This is a genomic window from Sphingomonas sp. SphC10 (assembly GCF_057004845.1).
The window spans coordinates 744953-765196 of sequence record NZ_CM168044.1 but is presented as its reverse complement, the minus strand read 5'-3'; the positions used below and the strand labels follow the sequence as shown (position 1 = coordinate 765196).

At 66.3% G+C, this 20244-nt stretch carries 16 protein-coding genes; 4 read left to right on the top strand and 12 right to left on the bottom strand.

Annotated features, from left to right (window positions below):
* Positions 1-56 precede the first annotated feature (56 nt).
* From katG to ACWKSV_RS03445, 6 genes are all read right to left on the bottom strand, one after another.
* Positions 57-2282, bottom strand: coding sequence for a catalase/peroxidase HPI (gene katG, locus ACWKSV_RS03470; protein ID WP_076718095.1), 2226 nt, complete (start codon positions 2280-2282; stop codon positions 57-59).
* A gap of 326 nt (positions 2283-2608) precedes the next feature.
* Positions 2609-3883: a PQQ-dependent sugar dehydrogenase gene (locus tag ACWKSV_RS03465; protein ID WP_237243331.1), complete on the bottom strand. Its 1275-nt coding sequence runs from the start codon at positions 3881-3883 to the stop codon at positions 2609-2611.
* A gap of 39 nt (positions 3884-3922) precedes the next feature.
* A complete protein-coding gene (locus ACWKSV_RS03460; RefSeq protein WP_076715882.1) occupies positions 3923-4798 on the bottom strand; it encodes an NAD(P)-dependent oxidoreductase in 876 nt (291 codons plus the stop codon).
* Positions 4795-5973 carry an L-rhamnonate dehydratase gene (locus ACWKSV_RS03455; RefSeq protein ID WP_056432666.1) on the bottom strand — a complete coding sequence of 393 codons (1179 nt, stop codon included), beginning with the start codon at positions 5971-5973 and terminating at the stop codon, positions 4795-4797. The genes ACWKSV_RS03460 and ACWKSV_RS03455 overlap by 4 nt, the downstream gene beginning before the upstream one ends.
* Positions 5970-7226, bottom strand: a complete 1257-nt coding sequence (locus ACWKSV_RS03450) for an MFS transporter (RefSeq protein ID WP_191864628.1) — start codon at positions 7224-7226, stop codon at positions 5970-5972. Before ACWKSV_RS03450 ends, ACWKSV_RS03455 begins: the two co-directional genes overlap by 4 nt.
* A complete protein-coding gene (locus ACWKSV_RS03445) occupies positions 7216-8913 on the bottom strand; it encodes a GH39 family glycosyl hydrolase (RefSeq protein ID WP_076715881.1) in 1698 nt (565 codons plus the stop codon). The genes ACWKSV_RS03450 and ACWKSV_RS03445 overlap by 11 nt, the downstream gene beginning before the upstream one ends.
* Positions 8914-9301: 388 nt before the next feature.
* On the opposite strand from ACWKSV_RS03445, the gene ACWKSV_RS03440 reads away from it, so the two are divergent.
* A complete protein-coding gene (locus tag ACWKSV_RS03440; protein ID WP_076715880.1) occupies positions 9302-10033 on the top strand; it encodes a FadR/GntR family transcriptional regulator in 732 nt (243 codons plus the stop codon).
* Between the two features lie 40 nt (positions 10034-10073).
* On the opposite strand, the gene ACWKSV_RS03435 is transcribed toward ACWKSV_RS03440, so the two are convergent.
* Positions 10074-11630 (bottom strand): DHA2 family efflux MFS transporter permease subunit, encoded by a 1557-nt coding sequence (locus tag ACWKSV_RS03435; protein ID WP_076715879.1) that lies wholly within the window; start codon positions 11628-11630, stop codon positions 10074-10076.
* Between the two features lie 125 nt (positions 11631-11755).
* Between ACWKSV_RS03435 and ACWKSV_RS03430 the strand changes: the two genes are divergently transcribed.
* The gene (locus ACWKSV_RS03430; protein ID WP_076715878.1) at positions 11756-12808 is read left to right on the top strand and encodes a type III polyketide synthase; all 1053 of its coding nucleotides are present in this window, start codon (positions 11756-11758) and stop codon (positions 12806-12808) included.
* Positions 12805-13302 carry an isoprenylcysteine carboxyl methyltransferase family protein gene (locus ACWKSV_RS03425; RefSeq protein WP_076715877.1) on the top strand — a complete coding sequence of 166 codons (498 nt, stop codon included), beginning with the start codon at positions 12805-12807 and terminating at the stop codon, positions 13300-13302. Before ACWKSV_RS03430 ends, ACWKSV_RS03425 begins: the two co-directional genes overlap by 4 nt.
* On the opposite strand, the gene ACWKSV_RS03420 is transcribed toward ACWKSV_RS03425, so the two are convergent.
* From ACWKSV_RS03420 to ACWKSV_RS03400, 5 genes are all read right to left on the bottom strand, one after another.
* Positions 13286-13540, bottom strand: a complete 255-nt coding sequence (locus ACWKSV_RS03420; RefSeq protein WP_076715873.1) for a hypothetical protein — start codon at positions 13538-13540, stop codon at positions 13286-13288. The two genes, ACWKSV_RS03425 and ACWKSV_RS03420, sit on opposite strands and share 17 nt — an antisense overlap.
* Before the next feature lie 113 nt (positions 13541-13653).
* Complete coding sequence (locus ACWKSV_RS03415; RefSeq protein ID WP_237243327.1) at positions 13654-13992, bottom strand: response regulator; 339 nt, start codon at positions 13990-13992, stop codon at positions 13654-13656.
* Between the two features lie 28 nt (positions 13993-14020).
* Complete coding sequence (locus ACWKSV_RS03410; protein ID WP_076715869.1) at positions 14021-16228, bottom strand: PAS domain-containing sensor histidine kinase; 2208 nt, start codon at positions 16226-16228, stop codon at positions 14021-14023.
* A 178-nt stretch (positions 16229-16406) separates the two neighbouring features.
* Positions 16407-17459 (bottom strand): zinc-dependent alcohol dehydrogenase, encoded by a 1053-nt coding sequence (locus ACWKSV_RS03405; protein WP_076715868.1) that lies wholly within the window; start codon positions 17457-17459, stop codon positions 16407-16409.
* Positions 17456-18514 (bottom strand): patatin-like phospholipase family protein, encoded by a 1059-nt coding sequence (locus ACWKSV_RS03400; protein WP_076715867.1) that lies wholly within the window; start codon positions 18512-18514, stop codon positions 17456-17458. Before ACWKSV_RS03400 ends, ACWKSV_RS03405 begins: the two co-directional genes overlap by 4 nt.
* A 135-nt stretch (positions 18515-18649) precedes the next feature.
* Between ACWKSV_RS03400 and ACWKSV_RS03395 the strand changes: the two genes are divergently transcribed.
* Positions 18650-20158, top strand: a complete 1509-nt coding sequence (locus tag ACWKSV_RS03395; protein WP_076715866.1) for an MFS transporter — start codon at positions 18650-18652, stop codon at positions 20156-20158.
* Positions 20159-20244: the final 86 nt, after the last annotated feature.

The window sequence follows — 20244 nt, the reverse complement described above, 5'->3', positions numbered from 1 at the left end:
CACGGTGCCCGGACCCAAGTCCGGTGCACCGCGCCCCCGCAAGGCAATCGACGGGCTTAGCTGGCCTGGTTGGCCGACACCGGCTTGGCGGTCACGTCGAAGCGATCGGCGTTCATCACCTTCACCCAGGCCCGCACGAAGTCGCGCACGAACTTTTCCTCATGCCCGTTCTCGGCATAGACCTCGGCGGTCGCGCGCAGCTGCGAGTTGGAGCCGAAGATCAGGTCGGTCCGCGTCGCGCGCCACTTTTCCTGGCGACCGCCACGGTCATAGCCAATGAACTTCTCGTCGCTCGACGCATCGACCAGATCCCAGAAGGTATCATTGTCGAGCAGGTTGACGAAGAAGTCGTTGGTCAGCTGACCCGGACGATCGGTCAGCACGCCTTCCGGTGCATCGCCGAAATTCGCGCCCAGCACGCGCAGGCCACCGACCAGCACGGTCATCTCCGGCGCGGACAGGCCCAGCAGCGCCGCCCGGTCGAGCAGCAGCTCCTCGGTCTTCACCGGGTTGCGGGTCTTCAGATAGTTGCGGAAACCATCGGCCTGCGGCTCCATCCACTTGAAGCTTTCGACATCGGTCCATTCCTGCGTCGCATCGCCGCGACCGCCAAGGAACGGGACGCTGACGTCGAACCCGGCATCACGCGCCGCCTTCTCGACCGCCGCCGAACCCGCCAGCACGATCGCGTCAGCCAGCGACATGTCGCCGCGCAGTTCGTTCAGCTTGGCCAGCACCGTCTGGAGCTGTTCGGGCTCGTTGACCGCCCAGTCCTTCTGCGGGGCCAGCGCGATGCGCGCGCCGTTGGCGCCGCCGCGATGGTCCGACCGGCGATAGGTCGACGCCGAGGCCCAGGCGGTCTTGACCAGTTGCGCGACCGTCAATCCGCTGGACAGCACCGCGTCCTTGAACGCGGCCACGGCCGCATCCGACGGTGCCGTGCCTTCGGGCACGGGATCCTGCCAGATCAGCGTCTCTTCGGGAGCTTCCGGCCCGAGATAGCGGATCTTCGGCCCCATGTCGCGGTGGGTCAGCTTGAACCAGGCGCGGGCAAACGCATCGTCGAGCGCCGACTGATCGTCGCGGAAACGCAGCGCGATCTCGCGGAACTCGGGATCCATCTTCAACGCCATGTCGGCGGTGGTCATGATCGTGGGCACGCGCTTGTTCGGGTCGCGTGCGTCGGGGGCCATGTCCTCCGGATCAGGGTTGACCGGGGTCCACTGCTTGGCACCCGCCGGGCTCTGCGTCAGCTCATAGTCGTACTTGAACAACAGCCGCAGATAGTCGCCGGTCCACTGGGTCGGATTGTTCGACCAGGCACCCTCGATACCCGAGGTCGTGATATGGCCCCGGCCGATCTCCTCGCTGTCGGTCAGCCAGCCGAGACCTTGCTGGTGGATCGCTTCCGAGGCGGGGTTCTTGAAGCCCGTGGGAGGCTTGGCACCATGCGCCTTGCCGAAGGCGTGGCCACCGGCGGTCAGCGCCACCGTCTCTTCCGAGTTCATGGCCATGCGCTGGAACGTCGCCTTCATGTCGCGCGCCGAGGTCAGCGGGTCGGGATTGCCGCCGGGACCTTCGGGGTTGACGTAGATGAGGCCCATCTGGATCGCGGCGAGCGGTCCTTCGAGCTCGGGCAGTTCCTCGGTGATGCGGGTCTGCGCACCTTCGTCGACCCACAGCTCCTCGGCGCCCCAGAAGGTGTCACCCTCCGACGCATAGACATCCTTGCGGCCGCCCGCGAAGCCGAAAGTCGGGCCGCCCATGCTCTCGATCGCGACATTGCCCGCCAGGATGAACAGATCGGCCCAGCTGATATGCTTGCCGTATTTCTGCTTGATCGGCCAAAGCAGGCGCCGCGCCTTGTCGAGATTGCCGTTGTCCGGCCACGAGTTGAGCGGCTCGAAACGCTGCTGCCCCGAGGACGACCCGCCGCGCCCATCGGTCACACGATAGGTGCCGGCGGCGTGCCAGGCCATGCGGATCATGAAGGGCCCATAATGGCCATAGTCCGCCGGCCACCAGGGCTTGCTGTCGGTCATCAGCGCGAGCAGGTCCGCCTTGACCGCGGCATAGTCGAGCGTGTTGAACGCCTCGGCATAGTCGAAATCCTCGCCCATCGGATCGGGCGAGATGCCGTGCTGGTGCAGCATGTCGATCGGCAGCGCATCGGGCCACCAGTCCTTGTTGGTCCGCCCCAGCAGCGACCGCGCCTTGACCTCGCCGCCGCCCTTGCCGCCCATCGGGCAACCGCTGCCCTTGGGCTGTTCGTAATCGGCCATGTCGGTGTCCTCTTCCAACCGGTGTTCCTATGGGAGCGAAGGTGCCGCATCGGACAACATGCTGTCCAAGCGATTTTTCGGGCCTGACAGATTTCATTAATCGATCACTATCGGCACCGTGCTCATGGAACAGAATGCCTATGACCGCGACCGGTTGCAGAATGACAGGACGGACCATCTGTCGGGTCGCACGTCCCAGCCCGCTGCCGGGCAGCGGGGAATGACGACCGTCCGCCCCGCCCTGAAAAGCGGGAACGGACGGTGCCCATCAACAAGCGCGGGTAAGACCGCCGGGCGATCTTCCTCCGGCCCGACGATCCGGCGACTTACGCCGAGCGTCGCGACGACAATCGCAGCAACCGGCCGCCATCGCCATCCTCCAACACCCACAAGGCGCCATCCGGACCGGCCGTCACGAAACGGATGCGGGCCCCCATGTCCCAGCGTGCCGCTTCCCGTGGCTTGATGCCGTCGAACGTGATCTGCACCAGCAGGTTCGATCCCAGCCCGCCGACAAAGGCCGAACCCCGCCATTCGGGGAACATGTTGCCCCGATAGAAGGTGAAGCCCGCAGGTGCGATGACCGGGTTCCAATAGAGCGCCGGTTGCCGGAACTGCGGCTTGGCGTCGGGACGCGGGATCGGCTTGTCGTTGTAATTGTCGCCATAGGAGACCAGCGGCCAGCCGTAATTGGCGCCGGGTTCGATCAGGTTGAGTTCGTCGCCGCCCTTTGGCCCCATCTCGGTTTCCCACAGCCGCCCCTGATCGTCGAAGGCGAGGCCGTAGGGATTGCGCAGGCCGCTCACCCAGGTTTCGGCCGGGGTCAGGTTGGGCGCGGGCATCGTCGCCTGCCGGACCTTGGCGGTGGCGGCGGCGACCGTATCCTCGGGCGGATCGATGATGCCGATGCTCGTCGCGCCGGTCTTGCCCGCCGCCGGATTGCCGGGCGCGGGCTTGCCGTCCAGGGTCAGGCGCAGGATCTTTCCGAGCGCCTGATCGGGGTCTTGCGCCGGGGTGAAACGCTGCCGCTCGCCCACCGTCAGGAACAGATGCTGGCCGTCCGGCGAAAAGGCGATATAGCCGCCGAATTGTCCGCCCGCCCCGCGCGGCAGTTGCCGCCAGATCACCGACAGGTCCGCCAGCGAGGCGCCCCCTGCCCCCTCCATCAGCGTCGCGCGCGCGAGGGCCAGCCCGTCGCCGCCTTCGCCCGGCTCGGCATAGGTCAGATAGACCTGACGATCCTGTGCGAAGGTCGGCGATGCGATCACGAAGAGCAGGCCGCCCTGCCCTTCATGATGAACCACCGGCACGCCGCCGACCGGGGTCTTGGCCCCCGCCTTCGTCACCAGCCACAGCTTGCCCGGCTTTTCGGTGACCAGCATGCGGTCGTTGCCGACAAAGGTGAGCGCCCAGGGATCGTCGAACGTCGCGATCGCCTCGGTACGGAACGGCTTGGACGTCGCGGGCTTGGCGTTCCCGTAATTGACCGGCGCTTCCGCGGAACTTGCCGTGGGGCCGTTTTCCTCCGCCTTGCCGCAGGCGGTCAGGGTCATCGCCAGCGTGGCAAGCGGCAGGACGAGGGGTGGGATGCGATGAAGCACGGGAGATGAAATCCTTGGCAAAGACGCGGAATACGGGTGTCAGGAATGCCGGGGGCGAAGCGGCTCGACGACGGCGGCGATATCCTCGTTCGCCCGCCCGGCCGCAGCAGCCGCCTCGAACCGAGCGCGTGCCGCAGCGGCGCTGGCGAGATCGATACCCTGCGCATCGAACGCCGCCTGGGCATAGGACAGGTCCTTGGCCATCAGCGGGATCAGGAATTGCGGGTCATAGGCACGCTGAAGCATCCGCCCCGCGACCGCACCCAGCAACGGACTGCCCGGCGCGCCACTGGCCAGCAGGCCGACCGCACGGTCGACATCCAACCCGCTCCGCTCGATCATCGCGACGGCTTCCGCCAGACTGGCGATCTGCACGCCGCACAGGAAATTGTTGACCAGCTTCAACAGCGCGCCGCTGCCGGTATCGCCCAGATGGATGGTTTCGCTGCCCATCGCCGCCAGAACGGGTTGGGCCGTCTCCACATCGGACGCGGCACCCCCAACGAGGAAGCGCAGCTGCCCCGACGCAGCCTGCACCTTGCTTCCCGTGACCGGCGCATCGAGAAAGCCGATACCGCGCCCCTTGGCGGCGGCGGCCAGCTCGCGCACCCAGTCGATCGTCAGCGTGCTCGCCTCGATCAGGATGCTGCCGGGGCGCATCGCCGCCAGCGCCCCCGCGTCCAGCCAAACGGCGCGGGAGGCATCGTCGCTCGACAGCATCCCGACCGCGACATCCGCCTGCGCCACCGCATCGGCCGGTGTCTCGGCAACGTACGCCCCGGCGGTTGCCAGCGAGGCGGCCTTGTCCTTCGAGCGGTTCCACACGGTGACGTGGAACCCCGCCTCCAGCAGCTGGCGCGCCATGCCGCCGCCCATGATGCCCAGGCCCAGCAGGGCCACATTGCGGATCGTCATTGCGTCACCTCGAATTGCAGGAGTGCGGCCTCGTCGATCTCCAGCCCCAGGCCGGGAAGATCATCGGACAGCCTGATATAGCCATCCTGCGCGACGGGCTCGCCCTTGAAAATATACCAGAACAGCTCGTTGCCCACTTCCACGTCGACCTTTGGAAAATATTCCGCGATCGGCGAGTTCAGGCTGGCCATCACGACGTGATAATTATGCATCTGCCCGGCATGCGGTACGACCGGGATGCCATGCGCCTCGGCCAGCGCCTGGATCTTGCGGGCGGCGGTCAGGCCGCCGACGCGGTTCGTGTCGAACTGGATGTAATCCAGCGCGCGAGCCTCGATCAGCTGGCGGAAGCCATAGCTGGTGAACTCATGCTCACCCGCCGCGATCGGCGTCGATCCGAAACGGCGCAGCTCGTGATAGCCATGGATATCGTCGGGGATGATCGCCTCTTCCAGCCAGCGCAGGTTGAACGGCTCGATCAGCCGCATCATCCGCTTCGCATAGTCGAGGCTCCAGCCCATATAGGCATCGGCCATCACGTCGATCTCATCGCCCACGGCTTCGCGCACCGTACGCACCAGCTCGACATTGCGTGCCATACCCGCCGCACCGTCGTCCGGGCCCCAGCCGAAACGCAGCTTCATCGCGCCGAAGCCTTGCGCCTTATAGCGTCGGGCTTCCTCGGCCAGCTCGTCGAGCGGCACGGAATAGAGGCGGCTGGCATAGACGGGAATATGCGGCCGGGTGCGTCCGCCCATCAGGCGGAAACAGGGCTGCCGGGCGTCCTTGCCCATCAGGTCCCACAGCGCGATGTCGATGGCGGAGATCGCGGCCATCACCACGCCCTTGCGCCCGAACGCCATCGTCTTACGGTACATGTGCTGCCACAGGAACTCGGTGTCCCAGGGATTGCAGCCGATCAACAGCGGTGCCAGCGCACCGTCGATGATCTGCTTGGCGACCATCGGGGCCAGCGCGGCATTGCCGATGCCGACCAGCCCGGTATCGGTGAATATCTCGACGATCAGCCAGCCGTGGAAGGTGAAGCTGCCCATCGTCTCGGGCGAGAGCATGGGCGAAACGGCATCCATCGGATTGGTGCAGAAATGGGGCGGCAGGGCCTGTGTGCGGCCCTTCCACTGCACGACTCGGGTGCGGACTTCGGTGATCTTCACGCGGTGTTTCCTTCACGATCGAGTTGTTGGATGCGCGGAACCGCCAGACAGATCAGCGCGAAGGCCAGGACATGGAGCGAGGCGGTGACCGCCAGCACGGGGGCATAGCCATGGCCATGGTCGAGCGCCCACCCCGCTGCCTGGCCCATGACGATGCCGCCGAACGCGCCGCCCATGCCGACCAATCCCGCAAGACGCCCCAGCGCCGCGCGCGAGATCATGTCGGTCGGCAGCGTCATGACCAGGGTCGACCAGCCCTGCTGGCCGAAAAAGGCCAGGCTGAAGATGGCCAGCACCATCCCCACCGTTTGCGCCTGCGGCACCAGCATCACCCAGGGCATGCACGCGGCGCAGGCGGCCAGCGCGATCTTGCGGGCGGCGTTGACGGACATGCCGCGTGCGAGCAGTCGGCTCGAAAGCCAGCCTGCGCCGATACTGCCGCCCCCCGCCGCCGCATAGGGAATCCAGCCCAGCGTCGCGGCCTGTTTGAGGTCGAAATGATGCACCTCAAACAGATATTTGGGCAGCCAGAACAGGTAGAAATACCAGGCGCCGTCGCTCAGGAACTTGGCACCGACGATACCGGCGACCTCACGCCGGGCAAGAAGCGCACGAACCGTCGGCGCCTTCGCGGGATGGTCCGGCACAGCCGCCTCCGGGAGCGGATCGCGATAGGATACGGCCCACGACACCGCCCAGACCAGCCCCAGCGCGCCGGTCACGAAGAACACCCAGCGCCAGCTCGCCAGGCCGAACCAGTTCGCCTGGGCGAGCAGCAACGCGATCAGCGGCGGGGCGATGACCGCGCCGACCGATGTCCCGGCATTCACGATACCCATCGCGGTCGCACGGGCGCGGGGCGTGAAACGCTCGGCAATGGCCCGTGTGGCGGCGGGAAAGCCCCCGCCCTCGCCGATGCCCAGGAGCAGCCGACTGGCGACCAGCGCCACCACCCCGCCCGCCAGCCCATGACTGGCGCAGGCCAGCGACCAGAACGCCATGATCGCCACGAAGCCGACCCGCGTTCCCACCCGGTCGAGCAGCCAGCCACCCCCCAGATACATCAAGCCATAGGTCGCCAGGAACGCGGAATCGAGCAGCGCCTTGGTCTGGTTGCCGATCGGGATATCCTTCTGGATATGCCCGATCACCCAGGGCAGTGTCTGTCGATCGAGATAGCTGATGGCGATCGCCGTCGCCACCAGCAGCGCGATCCCCCATGACCGTGTGGCAATCGGGGTATCAACGCGCATTCAACACGACCAGCGCGACGCCCTGTCTGGGCACCGTGATCGACGTGGTAACCGTGTCGCGCGCCTCGGACGTCAGGGTGATGGGCTGCGGCTGCATCGCCGATGCCTTCTCCAGCGCGGCATATTGCGTGACGTTGGGATTCAGCGGCGACCCCATCTTCTTCCAGGCGGAAAAGGCATTGGCGTTGTCCTCATCGACGCGGAACAGCGTCGCCGTCGGGGCCCGGCCACGGACGCCCCGGATCGTCAGGCGGATCGCCGCACTCGGCCCGGGCACGTCGTCATCGTGATAGTGCCACAGGAGGACTGCGACCTGGCCGTCCTTGGTCCGCGTGGCGAGCGTGCCGACATCCGCCTGCCCCCGCACGCCTTTGGCCATGACCTCGTCCAGCGGCAGCTCCGCATCGCTCGTTGCGGCCAGTTGGTCGGTTCCCAGCTTCGCGAACATGCGGAATATGTTGAGCACGGGCAGGTCGATGCCGTTGGACGACAGCTGGCGATACCCCGCGAACCAGGGCTGGTCCTCGAACTCAAACGCCCAGGTCAGCACGCCTTCCAGATTGACGTTGCGCCGCTTCGCCAGGGCCCAGATGCGCGGGAAGCTGGCCGCCGTATAGCTGGAATACATGGTGCCGTTGCGATAGCCGTTCTTGAGGCCGGGGCACGCCGCGCAGCCCTCGGGATCGCTTTCGCCGATCACGACCGGCTTGGACGCCAGCGCTGGCATGGACAGCGTCTTGTCGAAGCCGCCGTTCACGCCGCGAAGGTGAACGTCGAGACCCATGCGGACATGGCCGTCCACAAACTTCGGGTCCCCCTTGGCATGGAAGGCCAGGAAGTCCGTCGGCGTTCCGACCTGGCCGGTCGCGTAATTCTTGCCGCTGGTCACATGGCGCAGGAAGCCGTCCATGAAGCTGCCACCGGGACCCGCCGAATCCATGCCGCCGACCCGCGCCGTGGGTAGCGCGCGGCGAACGCCATCGATGGCATAGTCGTGCAGCTTGTAGAACTCTTCCGGCGTGCCCTGCCAATAGGCTCCGTTCGGTTCGTTCCAGACCTCGAAATACCAGCGTTCGACCTCGGCACGGCCATAGCGTTCGACATTGTGGCGGGTCCATTGATAGACCAGCTCGCGCCACTTGTCATAATCCTTGGGCGGATAGGCCCAGCCGGTGATGATGTATTTATAGTCGAAGCCCGGACGCCAGTTGTGCCGGTACGGCGTCCCCGCCGGGGCCGTCGACATCGCCTCCGGCATGAAGCCGATCTGGAGGTACGGCTTCACGCCCCGCGCGATATAGGTGTCGATGATGCGGTCGATATTGGTCCAGTCATAGATCGGCTTGCCGTCCTTGGTCTCCCGATAGATGTTGGTGCTGCCCCATTTGAACGCCGGTGTGCCGTCGCCGGTGTTCAGCAGGTTGTGCGCCCGGAAATACACCTCGCCGCGCCGCAGGTCGCCCAGTTGCACCAGCAGCTTCTCGCCGTCCTTCATCGTCGCATAGTTCGGTTCGTCCGCTCCGAAGAACCGCCACGACGGCGGCAACGCCCCGACCGTCTTGGACGCATCCACCGAGACGGCCACGGGTCGTGGCGCCGCCACCGCCGCCGGGGCAGACTGCCCGTGCGACGGCGCGGACATCAGCAACGCGCTCATGGCGACCGACAAGCCGCTGAAATATCTCATGACCTTATCTCCATAATGGCGTTGGGGATCGAACGGGGACACGAAGGTCCGCTGCGAAAGCGTGATGACTGGCGGGAATAGGGCTCAGCGGCGGCGAACGGCTCCACTGCGCCTTCCGACGCCGTACGAACCGCAAACCGGAGCGGCGCGGTTCCGTTTCGCACGATCGCCTTGAGCAGCGCGACACCTATCCCCTGCCTCGCCATAGCCCCTCTCCCCAAGCGGTATGCCACCGCCTCACGCCGCAACCATAACTTGTAGTACCAGATTTCACAACGACAAAGAATTGGGACTTTATCGTATCTTATCCGTTCGCAATCTTGTAAGACATTGGACCCGACAGCGGTCGCGCTTGACGCATACCGGCTGTCGTCATCATGGTGTTGATATGACTGCCGATGACGCCCCTGACTTCGTTCGCAAAAGCCGCCCGACCGACATACGTGGGGGGATTGCCCATGAATTGGGGGTGGCGATCGTGAGCGGCAGGATGGCCCCCGGCACTGCGCTCGTCAGCGAAGAGCGCTACAGCAGCGAGAACGGCGTTTCACGCGGGGCGTATCGCGAGGCGCTGCGAATCCTGGCGGCCAAGGGTCTTATCGTCAACCGCGTGAAGAGTGTCACGCGGGTGACCGAACGGGCCAAGTGGAACATGCTCGACCTCGACGTCCTGGGCTGGATGTTCGAGGGGGGACCGACGCCCGAATTCATCGCCAGCATCTTCGAACTGCGCAGCATCGTCGAACCGTCCGCCGCCATGTTCGCGGCCCGGCGGCGTGACGAGCGGCAGCTGGCACGCATGGGCCATGCCCTGGGAGAGATGGAGCGCTATGGCCTGCTCGACCCTGCCGGGCGGGCGGCGGATCAGGCCTTTCACCTGACGATCCTGGAGGCCACGCGGAACGAGCCGTTGATGACCCTGTCCTCTTCGATCGCGGCGGCGGTCGAGTGGACGACCCGCTTCGCCAGGGACGAGCGCCGTCAGTATCGCGACCCTATGCCGGATCACCATGCGGTGTACGCCGCTTTGATCGAAGGCGACGGGCGGGCCGCCCGTCACGCCATGGAGATACTGATCGGCAACGCGTCCAGCGACGCCGGTGTCGACCCCGATCGATAATGGGAAATGCGTCGGGCCCTTAGGGGTCGGATACTCCGCGTCATTCGACGGGGGTACGCCGGACCCACAGGACCGCGAGCAGGACGATGGCGGTCAGCACCCCGCACATCGCCCAGGCCGCGTTGACGGCGGGGACGAGCGCGGCCTTTTCCACCAGCGGCCGCACCATCTCGACGGCGAAATCGTCGAGCGGCTGGCCGCGCTGTTCCAGAAAGGCGTCCTTGGGGATGCCGATGCGCAGCGCCGTGTCGAGGTCACCCGCCTGAAGGCGGCTGGCGATATGGCGCCCCTCGGTCGCGGCGCGGCTGAAGATCATCGTGTCGACCAGTGCCAGCCCGACCGCACCGCCCAGATTGCGCATCAGGTTGAACAGCCCGCTGCCGTCCGCGACCAGCGTGCGCGGCAACCGGCCCAGCGCCATGCGGGTCGGCGGCAACAGGCAGAACATGATCGCCGCACCCCGCACCACCTGGGGCAGGATCATCGCGTGGAAATCGGTCTGCGCGGTCTGGCTCATGCTCATCAGCAGGCCGATCGCGAACAAGCCGAAGCCGAAGGCGGTCAGCCAGCGCGGGTCGACCCGCCGCTCGGCCCAGACCGCGATGGGCGCGCTCACCAGTTGGGCGATGCCGGTGACCAGCATGATCTGGCCGATGCGCAGCGCGCCATGCTCGCGCACCAGTCCCAGGAAGAAGGGCATCAGATAGGTCGAGCCGAACAGACCAAACCCCAAGACGAAGCTGAACAGGCATCCGATCGCGAAATTGCGGTCGGCAAAGCAGCGCAGTTCGACCAGCGGCACCGCCGCGCGCCATGTCCGTACGACGAACCCGATCCCGCAGGTCACGAAGACGGCCAGCAAGCCCAACACGCGCGCATCGCCCCAGCCACGCATCGGCGCGTCCTTCAACCCGATCTGCAACGCGACGAGCGCGGCGGCGAGCAGGACCAGCGCCACGATGTCGATGCTACGGCGCGTGTCCGATCGCTCGACCGCCGCCTGCCCGCGCAACAGCCACGCCACGCCCAGCGCCGCGACGATACCCGGCACGATGTTGATGCGGAACAGCCAGTGCCACGAAAAGGATTGCGTCACCCATCCGCCGACGATCGGCCCGATGGTCGGGGCCAGAACGGCGGCCACCCCGGCGATGGTGGTCGCCAGCCCCTGTACCCGCACCGGAAACAGCAGGAAGACGGCGGAAAACACGATGGGGATCAGCGTGCCGCCCGAAAAGCCCTGCACGACCCGCCACAGGATCAGGCTTTCGAAACTACCGCTCATCGCGCACCCGATCGAGGCCAGCGTGAACAGGCTGACCGCGCCGACGAACAGTCGCCGCATCCCCAGCACGTCGGTCAGATACCCCGTCAGCGGGATCGCGACGATCTCGGCGGTCAGATAGGCGGTCTGGATCCAGACCATCCGGTCGGGCGCGATACGCAGCGCGGCCTGGATCGTCGGCAGCGAGGTCGCGACGATCTGCACGTCCAGGATCGCCATGAACATGCCGAGGCACATGAAGGTGAAGCCGCCCCAGGCGGCGAACCCGGCCGTCTCCGGCTCGGAGGCGGGCGATGCAGTCGCGGGTGTCATATCGTCGCTACGCCTGCCATCCGTCGACCCCGTCCTGTATTTTTCGACAGGTTGAACAAGCCGCGACGCGGATCGTTGCGCTCCGGTATCCATTTCCGCCGGTTGACCGGCTACTCGGACGGTGCATGTCTCAACCGGTTGCCCTTTTGTCGCTTGCGACACGCACGCCCCATCATCGACTGTCCCAGGATCAGGCCCTCGCCACGGCGCGGGCGTTGATCGGCGACCGCTTTGCCGATTTCGACCGGCTGGCGCCCGTCTTCGACCATGCGGGCATCGCCGAGCGCCAGTTGGCCATGCCGCTCGACTGGTATCATACGCCCCGCTCGTTCGAGGAGCGGAGCGCCGCCTATCTCGACGTCGCGCTCGACCTGTTCGTCGCCGCTGCCGGTGGCGCGCTGGAGGAGGCCGGATTGGAAGCCGGCGACGTCGATGCCATCGTCACCGTCTCCTCGACGGGGATCGCCACGCCCAGCCTGGAGGCGCGGGCCATGGCGCATCTGTCGTTCCGGAACGATGTGCGGCGGGTGCCGGTCTTCGGCCTGGGCTGTGCGGGCGGCGCCACCGGGCTGGCGCTTGCCGCCGATCTGGCCCGCGCGCGGCCGGGTTCGACGGTGCTGTTCGTCACGGTCGAACTGTGCAGCCTGGCGCTGAGGACCAACGGCGCGGACAAGGCCGACCTGATCTCCACCGCGCTGTTCGGTGACGGCGCGGCGGCGTGCCTGCTGCGAACCGGCGACGAAGGCTTTGCCCAGATCGTCGGCAGCGCGGAACACAGCTGGAACGACACGCTCGACATCATGGGGTGGCGCACCGAGCAGACGGGGCTGGCCGTGGTCCTGAACCGCGCGATCCCGACCTTTGTCGAGCGCGAGATGCGTCAGGCCGTAACCGGCATGCTGAAGGCGCAGAGGTTCGCCCTGTCGGATATCGACCGTTTCATCTGCCATCCCGGCGGGGCGCGCGTGCTGGACGCGCTGGAGATCGCCCTTGGTCTGGAGCATGGCGCACTGGCGCAGGAACGTGCGGTTCTTCGCGACCATGGCAACATGTCCGCGCCGACCGTGCTGTTCGTGCTGGACCGTTATCGCCGGGAAGGCCTGCCGCTCCGCTCTCTGCTGAGCGCCTTGGGGCCAGGCTTTACCGCCTCTTCGCTGGTCCTGGAGTGCAATCGATGATCCTGCCCTATGCCATCATGGCGTTCGTCACGCTCCAGCGATTGAGCGAGCTGGTCATCGCACGGCGCAACACCGCCCGGCTGATGGCGGCGGGTGCGCGCGAATATGGGGCGAGCCATTATCCGGTGATGGTCGCGATGCATACCGCGTGGTTGGTCGCGCTGTGGTTCAGCGTGGGCGGCCGGACGGTCTCCTGGCCGTTGCTCCTGGTCTTCGCCGTCTTGCAGGGGATGCGGATCTGGGTGCTGGCAACCCTGGGTCCGCGCTGGACGACGAGGATCATCGTCCTGCCGGGCGCGTCGCTGGTCGCCCGGGGGCCGTTCCGTTTCCTGCGCCACCCCAATTACGCGGTCGTCACCGCCGAGATCGCGGTGCTGCCCCTCACCTTCGGACTGGTCGGCATTGCCGCGCTGTTCACCGTCCTAAACGCGGCGATGCTGTATGTGCGGATCGGCGCGGAGAACCGTGCGCTGGGCCTCAGCGCCGGGTCGTAGCGGCCTCCCGCTCGGCCTTGATCCGCAGCATCGCGGCGTGACAGGTGGGCGAGGTCTGATCGATCTTCTGGATCATGCAGGCCTCGACCTTCTTGCGGCTCATCGACTTCATCTCCATCGGGCACAGCCGCCGCGCCTCGGCGACGCAGGCCTTCTTGCCCGGATCGGGCTCGGCCTGGGCGACGCCGATGGTCAGGGGCGACAACAGCACCGCGATGGTCAGGGCTTTGTACATCATGCGACTTGCACCTCGTGATATCGGGGCTGCGATGTACCCCACAATATGGGTGACAGGCCAGTTTCGGATTCCATGGATCGAAGCGAAAACCGAGCTGCTCTCCCGTAGTGAGGTCATTCCCGATGGATCACCCGCCCGATCGCTTGCGCGATCCTGGTGATGGTTGTCGGCTTTTCGCAGCGGGCCACGGTTGCGAAGCGGGTCGGCAAGGCCCCTCCATCATATCCCGTCGTGAAGATCAGCGGTATTCCGCGTTCGATCAGGATGTCGGCGACCGGATAGGCCAGGTTCCCGCCAAGATTGACGTCGAGAATGGCCCCGTCGATCCGTCGTTCGGACCGGGCCATTTCCAAAGCCTCCCGGAGCGTGCCGACCGGGCCCAGCACCACCGCGTCAGCCTCGCCCAGTTCGATCCGCAGATCGTCGGCGATCAGAAATTCGTCTTCCGCCACCAGAATATGACAGCCGCTTAGTGTTCGTTCAGCCATACGCCCCCACCTCCTTGCTCGCGGAAACTGGCAGTGAGATCGCGCAGAGCACGCCGTCCGGGCCATGCTGGTAGGATGTGCGCGCCCGCAGTTGATAGGGAAGCGCCCGCTCGATCAATTCGCGGCCCTGGCCGGTACCCTTCGGGGCCGATCCGGCAGGCGGCATGGCGACGCCGCTTTCCCGCCAATTTATATGGAGCCAGGGCTGCCCATCATCGCCCATGGGCTCGAGCGACCATGTCACCGCAAGGTGCCCGGTCGCTTGTCCCAGAGCGCCATATTTTACCGCATTCGTCGCCAGTTCGTGGAGCGCCATCGCCAGCGTCTGGACGGTCGACGAGCGCAAGCGCACGCCGGTCGGTCCCGTCAGCGTGACATGGTCCAGGCCGCCGTTGATCGCCGACAGCTCGGTTCGGATCAGATCGTCGAACATGACACGATCGACGTCATGAAGCCGGGACAGCAGCCCCTGTACCCGCGCCAGCGATTCCAGACGGTCACGAAAGCGCAAGCGGAAGTCCGATAGATCGCCACTGGACCGCGCCGTCTTGTCGGCCATCGACCGCACGACGCCGATCAGGTTTCGGGTCCGATGCTGGAGTTCGTCGACAAGGATCGACTGGCGTTCCTGCAATTCCTTCAATTGCTGAACATCGGTCGTCGTGCCCAGCCATTCGACGATGCGCCGGGCATCGTCACGCACCGGCATGGCACGCATATGGTGCCAGACATAGGCGCCGTCGCTCGCGCGCCGGACCCGGAACTCGACGTCGATACGGCCCGACAAAGACGCCCCGTCCCATGCGCGCAGGACGGCATCATGATCGTCCGAACAAACCGCATCGAGCCAGCCGCGACCGATGCTGGCCGTCAGGCTCTGCCCTGTAAAGGCTTGCCACTGGCTGCTGGCCCAGCTCCACTGACCCAGTTCGGCCGAGCGCCAGACCAGCTGCGGTATCCCCTCGACCAGCAGGTGCAACCATGCCTCGCTGGCTCTTACGCGTTCTTCGATACGGCGGCGCTCGGTGATGTTGGTGAACAGGACAGCGACATGATGAAGCCCGGTGTCGAGCGGAAAAATATTGAGATCGAACAGCCGATCCAGGGTCGGCTCGCTTTCCTCGACGCGGATCGAGCGGCCGGTATCGAGGACCTGGCCATACAGCTTCGTCCAATGCGGGTTCGGCGTGCCCAGCAATTCCGTCGCGGTCTGGCCGACCGGCCACGGCATGCCCGTATGTTGAAGGAAGGCGGGATTGACCTCGACAAAGCGAAAGTCGGCCCAGCGGCCATGGTCATCGCGAAGGACCTCGACCACGGCATAGGCTTCATCCATGGATTCGAAGAGGGCGCGATATTTGGCTTCGCTGTCGCGCAGGGCCGTTTCGGCGCGTTTGCGCGCGTCGATGTCGATATTGATCCCCGCCCATTTCTCGATGTGCCCCTCGGCATCGAGGACGGGACCGGCACGAACATTGGTCCAGCGCCAGCCGCCATCCGGGGCACGGAGCCGAAACTCCGCATCGACCAGCCCCCGTATCGTCATCGCCTCGCGCCACTGGCGTTCGGCATAGGCGCGATCGTCGGGATGAATGGCATCGAGCCAGCCATAACCCAGCCATTCCGTCTCCGTCTGGCCGGTATAGGCCCGCCAGCTTGGGCTGTCGGTGACGACGACGCCGTCCGGATCGGTTTCCCAGACCGCCTGCGCCCAGCTTCCGATCAGCAGTCGATGTCGCGCCTCGCTTTCGCGCAGGGTGCGCTCGGCCAGGACTTGCGCGGTCGTTTCCCGCAAGGTCCACAGGACACCGGCGACCCTGCCCGCCTCATCGCGGACGGGGGCATAATCGACGTCGAACCACGCATCCTCCAGCCGGCCGTTGCGCTGTACGGGATAGCGCTGCGCCTGAAGGCGTGCCGACTTGCCCGCCATTCCCGCCGCGATGTCCGCCGCAAAAACATCGCGCGACCGGGCAAAGGTCTGAAAGGCGGATTGTCCCAGCGCGTCGACATGGTGTTCGCGCAGAAGTTCGGTGAAGCGATCATTATAGAGGTGGATGGCCTCCTCACCCCAGACAAGGCTCATCATGCTGGACGACGCGAGCATGAGATCGACCACCGTCTTCAGGCTCTGCGGCCAATGTCCGATGGCCCCCAATGGCGTCTCGGTCCAGGCCCGATCGCGGATGCGGACCGCCATTCCCGTTTCGCCATGGGGCCATGGCGGCACATCCTTTCGATCTTGTGCCACCATCTCTCCGCCTCGCTGATCAGGTCTGGCAAAAGACCAGAAGATCACGTCCGACACGTCGCCGGACAGCCTGCTAACCTGTTACGTGAAAAAGATATTCGAACATCCGTCTAAACGTCCATGGCTGTCATATGGTCAGTCCGACGAAGATCGCTCCCGTCCGTGCCCGATCCTGCGCCGCCTCGAACGCCTCGTTGATCTGGTCGAGCGGGAAGCGATGGGTGATCAGCTCCTGCGTCTTGAGCAACCCGCGCGTCACCAGGTCGAGCACCTCGACCTGTTCGGCATGGATGTCGTGAAAGGCGAAGCTGGCGCTGGGGATCAGGGTGATCTCGGACATCTGGATACGCTGCCACTCCAGCGGGATGGCGATGGCGCCTGCGTCGAAACCGCCGACGATGACGACCTTGCCGCCGCGCCGCACCAGCCGCGTGGCGAGCGGCAGCGTGTCGGGCATGGACTCGCCGCCCGCGCATTCGAATACGATGTCGGCGCCGCGATCGTCGGTCTGGCCGAAGATCGCTGCCTCGGGGTCCTCGTCGTCCGGGTGAAGGGTATGGTCGGCGCCCAGCCGCTCGGCCAGGGCGAGCGCGTGCGGCATCTTGTCGATGATCGTCACGGTCGCACCGCTGGCCTTGGCGAGCATCAGCTGGCCCAGCCCGATCGGCCCCGCCCCGATGATCGCCACGCGCGACCCGATGGTCAGGCCCGACAGATGCTGGGCGTGCAACGCCACGGCATAGGTGTCGAGCAGCGCGGCATCGTCATACCCCACATTGTCGGGCAGGCGGTGGAACTTGTGCTGCGGTCCGACGACATATTCGGCATAGGCGCGCGAGACGCTGGCGCGGCGGGTGGGATAGAGATCGGGGCAGCGATTATATTGCTGCACCCGGCACCAGTCACAATGACCGCAGCCGAGCACGGATTCGACCAGCACCCGGTCGCCGATCGCGACGCGGCTGACCGCCGGGCCGACCTCGACCACTTCGCCCGCCAGTTCATGGCCCATGATGCAGCAGTGAAGTTCCTCCTCCGCCTTTTCCCAGTGGCGCAGGTCGGTGCCGCAGATGCCCGCCATCCGCACCCGCGCCTTGACCCAGTCGTCGGCAGGCAACTGGGGTTCCTCGACCTCGGCGATCTCGAAACGGCCATCGGCGGTCTTGCGGGCGGCTTTCACGGCATGTCTCCCGAATGGGCGGCGAGCGGCTTCTGCCGCGCCGCGATGGTGGTCGATGTCAGCCCCCTGCCCCCGAGCGGAATCGCCCCGTTCCCGAGCGCCGCGACCAACGCACGAGCGTCGCGCAAGCCCGCATCCCAGCGCGCCCGCACCGAACGGGGCGAGAAGTCCAAGGCTTTGCCCGCGACTTCGTCCTGCTGCTCGGCATAGCGAAGCTGCACCAGCGTGACCGATGCCTGCGCCATCTCGGGAGCGGTAGCATAATGGTCCTGCCAGCGGGTGAGCGTCCGGCGCGACTGTGCGGCGAAGACCAGATCCTGCGTCCGGCTGATCATGCCGCCGATGGTCGGTGCGCGCGGGCCCGCCAATGGCAACAGGTCGACCGCGATGCACAGCAGCGGCCCGTCACCGGGCAGGGCCAGCATGGGGTCGAGCGGCAGATTGGCGGCCAAGCCGCCATCGACATAGAGTTCCCCGTCGACCGCGACCGGAGGAAAGGCAGGCGGCATGGCGCAGCTGGCCCGGATATGGTCGGGCGTGATCCTGTCGCGCCCGTTGTCGAAGACGACCTCGGCACCGGTATCCAGTGCGACCGCCTGCACCATGTAGCGGACCCTGCCGTCATTCAGCCGCTCGAAATCGACGAGACGCGCCAGCGTATGCGCCAGCGGCGTCGTGTCATAGAGCGCGGGCGTATCACGCTCGGCCAGGGCGGTGCCCAGCGGCGCGAACAGGCCCCGTCGCCCGCCGAACAGCGTTGCGATCACCTCACCGCTACGCCGCCAGCTGTCGATCATCCCGTCCCACGCGAAAGCGCCGATGGCGCCGGTGCGGTCCGGCCGCCACAGGTCGGACAGCCGCGACAGGATATCCGCCGGTGCATTGCCCGCGATGATCGCGCCGTTCATCGCTCCGGCCGAGGTGCCGACGACCCAGTCGGGCGAGATGCCCGCCTCATGCAGGGCCTCATAGACCCCGGCCTGATAGGCGCCCAACGCATTGCCCCCGGCCAGGACCAGAGCGATGCGGAGATCGGGCGGCACGTGAGGAGTCATGCGCCAACAAACCCGCAAATGCCCGGATGGTGGCGTACAAACGCCCGCAATACCCAGAAAACTCAATGATATAGATCAGGTGCTATGTTGGTCGGCAGAAACCGGGGTCGCCGACGGAACGTTGCCCCGGCACTCATGACTCTCGACCCGCAAGCCGAACTGACCACCGCCGACCGCGAACGCGGCTTGCGGCTGCTCGTCGTCGAGGCGGGGTTTTCGGGTGGCGCCGCCGCGCTGACCAGCGGGGTGATCCTGACCGCCTTCGCGCTGCATCTGGGAGCGTCGAACGTGATGGTCGGCATCCTGGCGGCGATGCCGTTCCTTGCGCAATTGCTGCAACTGCCCGCTATCCAACTGGTCGAGCGATGGCGGCGGCGCAAGCGGATCGCGGTCCTGTCCAGCCTGGTCGGGCGGACGATGCTGGCCGTGATGGCGGTGCTCGCCTTTTTCAGCGGGACGACCGCGCTGTTGATCTTCCTGGGCGCGCAGATGCTGCTCTGCGGACTGGGCGCGGTCGGCGGATGCGCCTGGAATACATGGATGCGCGACCTCGCGCCCGACGATCGGCTGGGCGACGTCTTTGCCCGGCGGACGGTGTGGCTGACCGCGATCAGCCTGATCCTGGGGCTGGTCGCCGCGCTGGCGCTGGACTGGACGCCAGCGGGATCGCCTGCACGGGACATGGTGTTCGCCGCGATGTTCGCCAGCGGCTGCGTCACCGGGCTGATCAGCGCGCGGATCGTCGCGATGATGCCCGAGCCGTTGATGCCCCCCGCCCCCGGCTCCATCGCATTGCGCGCCTTGCTGGCCCAGCCGCTGGGCGACCCCAATTTCCGCCGGTTGCTGGTCTTCGTGGCGAGCTGGCAGTTCGCGATCAACCTCGCGACGCCCTTCTTCACCGTCTTCATCGTCCGCCAGCTGCATTTCGCGGTCAGCTTCGTGCTGTTGCTCAGCGTCGCCAGCCAGGTCGCCAATATCCTCGCACTCCGCCTCTGGGGGCGGCTTAGCGACCGGTTCGCCAACAAGTCGGTGCTGGCGGTGTGCGCCCCGGCCTATATCCTGGCGATCGTGGCGATGATCGGCGCGTCTCAGCTGGGCGACCGGGGGGCGGTGAAGCTGTGGCTGATCGGGCTTCACCTCGTCATGGGCGCGACCATTGCGGGCGTGACGCTGGCCAGCACCAATATCGCGCTGAAGCTGTCGCCCAAGGGGTCCGCCACCGCCTATGTCGCGGCCAATGCGATGACCACCGCCATCGCGGCCGGGATCGCGCCGATCCTGGGCGGGCTGCTGGCGCAGTTCTTCGCCGCGCGCCAGTTCGAGCTGGTGGCGCGGTGGCGCAGCCCCAACGGCATCTTCACCCTGCCGATCGTGCTGACCGCCTGGGATTTCTATTTCCTGCTGGCGGGTCTGATCGGCCTCTATGCCATCCACCGCCTGTCGCTGGTGCGCGAGCAGGGCGAGATCGAGCGGCGGGCCATGGTCGGGCAGGTGCTGAACGAGACACGGCGCAGCATCCGCAACATATCCTCGGTCGCGGGGCTACGCGCCGCGACCGACCTGCCCGGCGCCCTCCTGCGCGATGCCCGCACCCGCATCCGGCTGAAACGCGCACAAGCGGCGCGGGCGGGACGAATGCACTGACCCAGTTTAGCGGAACGCCATTTGCCCGGAACTCCGTTCTTTCCGAGGGGGTTGGCCTTCATCCCCGTCCCCCTTTCGGAGTGATG